General features: G+C 72.2%; 3 protein-coding genes. All 3 read left to right on the top strand.

All coding sequences use genetic code 11. The features are described 5' to 3' along the window. Window positions 1-4: 4 nt before the first annotated feature. Window positions 5-5,314 carry a non-ribosomal peptide synthetase gene (locus WT60_RS10830; RefSeq protein ID WP_060356038.1) on the top strand — a complete coding sequence of 1,770 codons (5,310 nt, stop codon included), beginning with the start codon at window positions 5-7 and terminating at the stop codon, window positions 5,312-5,314. 125 nt (window positions 5,315-5,439) lie between these two features. Continuing rightward, complete coding sequence (locus tag WT60_RS10825; protein WP_060356039.1) at window positions 5,440-6,861, top strand: lysine N(6)-hydroxylase/L-ornithine N(5)-oxygenase family protein; 1,422 nt, start codon at window positions 5,440-5,442, stop codon at window positions 6,859-6,861. Between the two features lie 46 nt (window positions 6,862-6,907). Then, complete coding sequence (locus tag WT60_RS10820; RefSeq protein WP_060356040.1) at window positions 6,908-9,124, top strand: TonB-dependent siderophore receptor; 2,217 nt, start codon at window positions 6,908-6,910, stop codon at window positions 9,122-9,124. Window positions 9,125-9,181 lie beyond the last annotated feature (57 nt).

Here is a 9,181-nt window from a genome sequence, read left to right as displayed (position 1 = left end):
CCGCATGACCACACCCGATCTGCTGTCGCTCGCCGCGCGCTTCGCGCGGTTGCCCGACACGCAGCGCAAGCAGTTCCTCGCGAAGCTCGGCGACGCGGGGATCGATTTCCGGATGCTGCCGATTCCGCCGCGCGAAGACCGCGCGGCGAGCGTGCCGGCGTCGTTCGCGCAAACGCGCCTCTGGCTGCACGCGCGCTTGCTCGGCGAATCGGCCGCGTATCACATCACCGAGCGGCTGCGCCTCGACGGCGCGCTCGACGCGAACGCGCTGCGGCTGTCGTGCGACGCGCTGATCGCGCGCCACGAGGCGTTGCGCACGACGTTCGCCGAAGGCGCCGACGGCGTGCTGCAGACGGTGCACGCGCCGATGCGCTGCCCGTGGCGCTACACGGATCTCGCCGACGCCGATGCCGATGCGGCCGACACGCCCGCCGCGCCGCGCGACGCGCGCGCCGCGGCCGTCGCCGCGCGGGAGGAGGCGCAGGCGTTCGACCTCGCGCGCGGCCCGCTCGTGCGCGCGCACCTGATCCGGCTCGACGCGGCGACGCACTGGCTCGTGCTGACGACGCACCACATCGTGTCCGACGGCTGGTCGGCCGACGTGATGCTCGCGGAGCTGTCGTCGTTCTACCGGTCGTTCGCGACGGGCGAGGCGGTGTCGCTCGCGCCGCTGCCGATCCAGTACGCCGACTACGCGCTGTGGCAGCGCCGCTGGCTCGACGCGGGCGAGGGCGAGCGGCAGCTCGCGCACTGGCGCGCGGCGCTCGACGCGAGCCGCGACGCGCTGCTTTTGCCGGGCGCGGCGACGCGCCCCGCGCAGCGCAGCGCGAGCGGCGCGCGCCACGCGTTCGACGTGCCCGCCGCGCTCGCGCGGCGCGTGCGCGCGCTCGCGCAGGCGCGCCGCGCGACGCCGTTCGCGGTGCTGCTCGCCGCGCTCGCGACGCTGCTCGCGCGCGCGTCGGGCGAGCCCGAGATCCGGATCGGCGTGCCGTCGGCGAACCGCGAGCGCGGCGAGACCGTCGGGCTGATCGGCTTTTTCGTCAACACGCTGACGCTCGCGGCGCAAACGGGCGCGACGCGCGCGTTCGACGCGCTCGTCGACGCGACGCAGCGCGGCCTCGTCGATGCGCAGTCGCATCAGGACGTGCCGTTCGATCAGGTGGTGGACGCGCTCGGCGTCGCGCGCAGCGCGAGCCACCATCCGCTCTTTCAGGTGATGGCCGCGTACGGCGCGCGGCGCGCGCTGCCGTCGTTCGCCGACGTGCGCGCAACCGAATTGCCCTCGGGCATGCCGTACGCGAAATTCGATCTCGCGCTCAGCTTCGACGAGCGTGACGACGGCGGGCTCGACGCGCGCTTCGTGTACGCGACCGACATCTTCGGCGCCGACGCGATCGAGCGCTTCGCCGCGCGCTACGTCGAGCTGCTCTCGCACGCGCTGGAGGCGCCCGGCGCGGCGCTCGGCGATCTGCAATGGCTGCCCGAGGCGGAGCGCCGCCAGCTCGCCGCGTGGAACGGGCAGACGCACGATTTCACGGATCGCGAGCGCGGCGGCGCGGCGTCGGCGCGCGTTGTCGTCGAGACGCCGGGCGAGCGGGCCGGCATGCCCGTCGACGCAACTTTCGGCGAGCTTGCCGGCACGCCTTCGGGCGCGGCTTTCGATGAACCGTTCGTGTCGGTCCACGACCGGATCGCGGAACACGCGCGGCGTCGCCCGGATGCGCGCGGCGCCGCCGACGTCGAGCGCGCGCTCACGCGCGGCGAGGTCGAGCAGCGCGCGACGCGGCTCGCGAAGCGGCTCGTCGCGGCGGGCGTGCGCGCGGAGACGCGCGTCGGCGTCGCGCTGTCGCGCTCCGTCGATCTGCTCGTCGGCCTGATCGCCGTGCTCAAGTCGGGCGGCGCGTTCGTGCCGCTCGATCCGAGCCACCCGCGCGAGCGGCTCGCGCAGATGCTGGACGACGCGCAGATCGCGCACGTAATCACCGAGCGCGGCAGCATCGACGCGCTGCCGCTCTCGGGCGCCGCGCACGCGTGGCTCGTCGACGACGCGATCGCCGACGCCGGGATCGACGGCGTCGCGCTGCCGGAGGTGTCGCCGCACCAGGCCGCGTACGTGATCTACACGTCGGGCTCGACGGGCAAGCCGAAGGGCGTCGTCGTCGATCACGGCGCGTTTGCACGCCATTGCGAGGCGATCGCCGCGCGCTACGGGGCGACCGAGCGCGACGTGTTCATGTTGTTCCAGTCGGTCAATTTCGACGGCGCGCACGAGGGCTGGTTTTCGCAATACATGTCGGGCGCGGCCGTCGCGGTGACGGCCGACACGCTGTGGCCGCCCGCGCGAACCTGCGCGCTGATCGCGCGCGAGGGCGTGACGATGACGTACGTGCCGCCCGGCTGCGCGACGCAGCTCGCCGAATGGGCCCTCGAGCACGGCGCGCCGCCGTCGCTGCGCTCGATCACGGTGGGCGGCGAGGCGACGTCGCGCGAGGCGTTCGCGCTGATGCGCCGCGCGTTTCCGAACGCGCGCGTCGTCAACGGCTACGGGCCGACCGAAACGGTGATCACGCCGATGCTGTGGATGTTCGAGCCGGGCGACGATCCGGCAAAGCTCGCCGACGCGGCGTATCTGCCGATCGGCACGCTGGTCGGCGCGCGCACCGCGCACGTGCTCGACGCGCGCCTGAATCCGCTGCCCGTCGGCGTGATCGGCGAGCTGTATCTGGGCGGCGAGGGGATCGGGCTCGCGCGCGGCTATCTGGGCCGCGCCGCGCTCACGGCCGAGCGCTTCGTGCCCGATCCGTACGGCGCGCCGGGCGCGCGCCTGTATCGCACGGGCGACCTCGTGCGCCGCCGCGCGGACGGCGTGTTCGATTTCCTCGGCCGCATCGACCATCAGGTGAAGCTGCGCGGGCTGCGCATCGAGCTGGGCGAAATCGAGGCGCAGCTCGCCGCGCACGGCGACGTGCGCGAGGCGGTGGCGGTGGTGTTCGGCAAGGGCGCGCAGGCGCGGCTCGTCGCGTTCGTCGAACTGACGGGCGACGCGCGCGAGCGCGCGGCGCGCGCCGACGCGGCCGAGCTCGACGCGCACCTGCGCCGCACGCTGCCCGACTACATGGTGCCCGCGCACATCGTCGTGCTCGACGCGCTGCCGCGCAACGCGAACAGCAAGGTCGACCGCGCGGCGCTGCCCGAGCCCGCGCACGCCGCGCGCGCGTACGAAGCGCCCGTGAACGACATCGAGGCGGCGCTCGCCGAGATCTGGCGCGAAGTGCTCGGCGCCGAGCGGATCGGCCGCGCCGATCACTTCTTTGAGCTGGGCGGCCATTCGCTCGCCGCGGTGCGCGTCGCGACGCGCGTCGCCGAGCGGCTCGCGCGCGACGTGCCGGTGCGCGCGCTCTTCGAGGCGCCGATTCTCGCGCCGTACGCGCTGCGCGTCGCGGCCGCCGCGCAGGTGGAAGCGGCGCACGGCGCGGGCGATGCGCCCGCCGCGCCGTACGCGCGGGACGCCGACGGCGTGCTGCCGCTGTCCGCCGCGCAGCGCGGGCTGTGGTTCCTGTGGCGCGCGCAGCCGGACAGCGCCGCGTACAACATTCCGGTCGCGCTGCGGCTGCGGGGCGCGCTCGACGCCGACGCGCTCGCCGATGCGTTCTCGCATGCGGACGCCCGCCATCCGGCGTTGCGCACGCGGATCGTCGCGCGCGCGGACGGCGCGCCGGGGCAGCGGATCGCGCCCGCGCGGCGCGTCGAATGGCCGATCGTCGATCTGCGCGCGGCCTCGGGCGCGGCGGACGACGACGCGCGGCTCGCCGCCGCCGTCGCGCTGACCGACGAGGACGCGCTCACGCCGTTCGATCTCGCCGCCGACGCGCCGCTCTGGCGCGCGCGCGTGATCCGGCTCGGCGCTGACGATCACGTGCTGTCGCTCGTCGTCCATCACATCGTGTCGGACGGCCAGTCGATCGAACTGTGGCTCGACGAGGTCCGCTCGGCGTACGTCGCGCGGCGCGTGGGCGGCGGGCAAGCGGCCGCGGAGCCATCCACGGCGTCCGGCGCGCCGGCGGAATCGCTTGCGGAAAAGCGCTCGGCCGCGCCGCCGGCTACGCTTGGCGAAACAGTTGCCCAAACGCGCGCGGATTCGCTCGACATCGACACGCCGGTGCTGCCCGCCGCCGCGCCGCACGCGCGCCTCGCGTTCTGGCGCGAGGCGCTCGCGGGCGCGCCGTCGCACGCGCTGCCGCCGCCGCGCGCGGGCCGCGCGGCGGCGCCGCGCTGGGACGCGGGCCGTCTCGCGTTCGAGCTTGACGGCGCGCTCACGCGCCGCGCGCGCGCGATGGCGCTCGACGCGCACGCGACGCTGCCGATGCTGCTGCACGCGGCGTTCAACGCCGCGTTCTACCGCACGACGGGCGCGACCGACCAGCCGGTCGGCGTGCTCGCGTCGACGCGCGAGCTGACGGGCGAGCCCGCCGAGCGCGCGCTCGGGCTCTTCATCAACGCGGTCGTCGTGCGCACGCGCATGACGAGCGCCGATACGCCCGCGACGCTCGTCGCCGCGGTGCGCGACGCGGCGCTCGCCGCGTATGCGCACGCGGACGCGCCGTTCGGCGACGTCGTGGCCGCGCTGCGCACGCCGCGCGCGGTCAACGGCAATCCGCTGTTCCAGGTGATGTTCAACTACCTGCGGCCAGCGGGCGCCGCCGCGCGCGACTGGGCGGGGCTTGCCGTCGAGGCATTCAACGACGTCAGGCACCGCGTGGTGTTCGAGCTGGAGCTCGACCTCGTCGAGCATCCGGACGGCCGCGTGACGGGCGCGTTCTCGTACGCGACGGAACGCGTCGACGGCGCGTTCGTCGCCGCGCTCGCGGCCGATTATCTCGACGTCGTGCGCGGCTTCGTCGACGCGCCCGCGCGCGCGCTCGGCGCATCCGCCGCGCGTTTTCCGCTCGACGCGCACGACGTGCACGACCCGCGCGACGTGTGCGACGCGCTCGCCGCACGGTCGTCGTCGACATCGCGCGCGGCGGGCGGCGACGAGCGCGCGCGCGAGGCGGGCGGCCGCGCGCACGCGCTCGCCGACGTATGGCGCGCGTGCTTCGGGCGCGCCGCGCCCGCGCCGGAGCACGACCTGTTCGAAGCGGGCGCGACGTCGTTCGACGTCGTGCGCTTCGTCGACGCGGCGCGCTCGGCAGGCTTCGCGCTCGCGATCGCCGACGTGTTCGCCGCGCCGAGCTTCGCGGCGCTCGCCGCGCTCGGGGCGCACCCGGCCCGCGCGGCCGGCCAGCCCGCCACCGAGGCGCGCGATGCCGATTGAGCGCCGCCTGCCGCCGTCACGCCCGGCCCGGATCGGCCGCGTCGCCGATGCGCGCGATCCGCGTCACGTTTTTGTCCAGCCGGCGCCGTCAGCGCGCCGGCCACACCGTTAAGGGAATCAGAGACATGCAGAGAGATACCGTATTCGACCTGATCGGCGTCGGTTTCGGACCGTCGAACCTCGCGCTCGCCGTGCGCCTCGCGGAAGCGGGCGACGCGGCCGCGTTCACGCATTGCCATGTCGAGCGCCAGCCGGCCTTCGGCTGGCACCGCGGGATGCTGCTCGACGACTGCCGGATGCAGATTTCCTTCCTGAAGGATCTCGTCACGCTGCGCGATCCGAAGAGCCGCTTCACGTTCGTCAATTACCTGTACGAGCACGGACGCCTGAGCGAATTCGTCAACCTGAAGAACTTCTATCCGACGCGCGTCGAGTTCCACGATTACCTGAGCTGGGTCGCGAACGCGTTCGACGATCGCGTCCACTACGGCGAGACGGTGACGGCGATCGAGCCCGTCGCCGCGCCGGGCGCGAGCGGCGAGATCGACGCGCTGCGCGTGTTCTCGAAGGACGCCGACGGCCGCGAGCGGCAGCGCGTCGCGCGCGCGCTGTCGGTCGGCGTCGGCGGCGCGCCGAGCGTGCCCGACGCGTTCGCCGCGCTCGGGCCCGATCTCGTCGTCCATTCGTCGAACTACCTGACGTCGATCGACCGGCTCGTCGGCGCGCCGGAAGCCCGTACGCCGGATGCCCGTTCGAAGAAACGCGTCGCGGTGATCGGCGCGGGGCAGAGCGCGGCGGAGGTGTTCGTCGATCTCGCGCGGCGCTTTCCGCACGTGGAGGCGAGCCTCGTGATCCGCTCGGGCGCGCTCAAGCCGGCGGACGACAGCCCGTTCGTCAACGAGATCTTCAATCCGGCGTTCACGGACGTCGTCTACGCGCAGCCGGCGAGCGGCCGGCGCTCGCTGATCGAGCGCTTTCGCGACACGAACTACGCGGTTGTCGATCGGCCGCTCATCGAGCAGATCTACGAAATGCTCTACCTGCAGCGCATCGCCGACGCGAAGGGCGATGCGCCGCGCCACCGGCTGCTCGCGAACGCCGCGATCGAATCGGCCGCGCGCACCGCGAACGGGCAGGCTGAACTCGTGCTGCGCGACCGCCTGACGGGCGACGCGCGCACCGAGCGCTTCGACGCGCTCGTGCTCGCGACGGGCTATCGCCGCGACACGCATCTCGCGCTTCTCGACGGACTCGCGCCGCATCTCGGCGACGCGCTCGCGGCGGGCGACGTCGCGCGCGACTACCGGCTCGCGACGCCCGCGCACTTCAAGCCGCGCATTTATCTGCAAGGTTGCTGCGAGGACAGCCATGGGCTGTCCGACACGCTGCTGTCGGTGCTCGCGCGCCGCGCCGACGAAATCGCCGCGTCGCTCGCCGAGTGCGCGCACGGGGCAGAACACGAAGAAGCCGCCCGGCCTGAAGGCCGCGCGCGGCCACGACACGATAACAACGGGGTGAGCGGCGGCCGGCTGGCCATCGCTCTTTGATGAAGGCGCGGCCTCGCGGCCGCTTTGCAACTTGGAGCAACGGAAGATGGAGTGGGCAACCAGCACGCGCGTGCGTGCGATCGCGGCCGCGGCGGGCGTGGCGTTTTACGCGGCGGCGAGTCATGCGCAGGCACAGGCGGTGCAGCCGGGGGGAGACGCGCGGCAGCCGGGCAGTCAGGTGAATGGGGATACCGCGTCGGGCGGCACGTTGCCCGCGATATCGGTGTCGGCGGATGCGCCGCGCGACGCGACCATCGGTCTCGTCGCGCGGCGCAGCACGAGCGGCACGAAAACGGATACGCCGATCGTCGAGATCCCGCAGACGATCAACATCGTCACCGCGCAGCAGATCGAGGCGACAGGGGCGACCGACATCAATCAGGCGTTCCGCTACATTCCGGGCTTTTCGAGCTACGGATCGGACAACCGCTCGGACTGGTACGCGGCGCTGCGCGGCTTCACGCCGACCGTGTTCGTCGACGGGCTGCAGGTGCCGAACACGCTGAACCTGTCGAGCTGGCGCGTCGATCCGTACATGGTCGACAGCATCGCCGTGCTGCGCGGCCCGACGTCGGTGCTGTACGGGCAGGGCGACCCCGGCGCGATCGTCGACGTGCAGAGCAAGCTCGCGAACGGCGAGCGGATTCGCGAAGTCGGCGTGCAGGTGGGTAACTACGCGCGCAAGCAACTGATGTTCGACGTCGGCGACAAGATCGACAAGGACGGCACGCTGTCGTACCGGATCGTCGGCGTCGGCCGCGACGGCAACGCGCAGACGGGGCCGCTCGCCGATCAGCGCGTGTCGTTCGCGCCGTCGCTCAAGTGGCAGCCGAACGCGGACACGTCGCTCACGCTCGCCGCGACGTACCTGCAGGACTGGGGCGACACGTCGAGCAACTTCCTGCCCGCGCAGGGCACGGTGCTGCCGAACCCGAACGGCACGATCTCGGACGATCTGTATACGGCCGACGCGAATTTCGATCACTACCGGAAGAAGCAATGGTCGCTCGGCTATCAGTTCGAGCACAAGCTGAACCCGGTATGGACGTTCCGTCAGAACGTGCGCTGGATGCACCTGTCGCTCGACGACGCGTCCGTCTACGGCGGCGGCCTCGACGGCGCGGACCCGACGATGGCGACGCTCACGCGCTACGCGGGCCTGTTCCAGTTCAACTACAGCCGCTTCGACGTCGACAACCAGGCGCAGGCGAAATTCACGACCGGCCCGCTTTCGCACACGCTGTTGTTCGGCTTCGACTACAACCGCCAGACGACGACGGACAGCGAATGGCTCGCGAAGGCGCCGAGCCTCAACCTGTACCGGCCGGTCTACACGCCGATCCCGGCCGATATCTTCAGCGGGCCGGGCGCGTATCCGCGCACCGACACGAAGACGACGCTCAACGTATTCGGCCTGTACGTGCAGGACCAGATCAAGTGGCAGCGCTGGGTGCTGACGCTGGGCGGCCGGCAGGACTGGACGCGCACGTCGCAGGACGACATCGCGAATTCGGCGAGCTTCAAGCAGAACGATCACGCGTTCAGCGGGCGCGTGGGCCTGACCTATCTCGGCGACTACGGCCTCGCGCCGTACATCAGCTATTCGACGTCGTTCAATCCGCAAATCGGCCTGAAGCTCTCGGGCGGCGGGCTCGCGGTGCCGACCAAGGGCCGCCAGATCGAGGCCGGCCTGCGCTGGCAGCCACCCGGCAAGAACCTGATGCTGAACGCGGCCGTGTATCAGATCAACCAGACCAACGTCGCGATGAGCAATCCGAATGATCCGACGAGCAGCACGTTCGTGCAGGTGGGCGAAGTGCGCTCGCGCGGCATCGAACTGAGCGCGGTCGGCAATCTGTCGCGCGAGCTGTCGGTGATCGCCGCGTATGTCTATCAGGACGTGAAGAACGTGCAGGCGAACGACAACACGCTGAACAAGTGGCCCATCGACGTTCCGCGTCCGCGCCAGATCGCGTCGCTGTGGGCCGACTGGACGTGGCGCAACGGGCCGCTCACGGGCTTCGGGATCGGCGCGGGCGTGCGCTACATGAGCGCGGCGGCGGGCGCGGCCGACAACTCGCTGACGGTGCCGAGCTACACGCTCTTCGACGCCGCGCTGCATTACGAAATGCGCAACTGGCGCTTCGCGGTCAATGCGACGAATCTGTTCAACCGGCGCTACGTGTCCGGCTGCCAGTCGGATTCGGTATGCATGTACGGCAACCAGCGCACCGTGATCGCGACGGCGAAATACAACTGGTGAGCGCGTCTCATCATCCCATGGGCGGCGCGGCGGCGCGCCGCCCGAACGAGAGGACAA

Origin of the sequence: Burkholderia sp. MSMB617WGS (assembly GCF_001532025.2) — a bacterium.
GTDB lineage: Bacteria > Pseudomonadota > Gammaproteobacteria > Burkholderiales > Burkholderiaceae > Burkholderia > Burkholderia savannae.
The sequence above is the reverse complement of the archived record's forward strand: the minus strand, read 5'-3'. Positions and strand labels throughout refer to the sequence as shown.

Excerpts from the sequence above, each read along its gene's own strand:
- WT60_RS10830 (WP_060356038.1), top strand. The coding sequence starts at position 5 with ATGACCACACCCGATCTGCTGTCGCTCGCCGCGCGCTTCGCGCGGTTG.
- WT60_RS10825 (WP_060356039.1), top strand. The coding sequence starts at position 5,440 with ATGCAGAGAGATACCGTATTCGACCTGATCGGCGTCGGTTTCGGACCG.
- WT60_RS10820 (WP_060356040.1), top strand. The coding sequence starts at position 6,908 with ATGGAGTGGGCAACCAGCACGCGCGTGCGTGCGATCGCGGCCGCGGCG.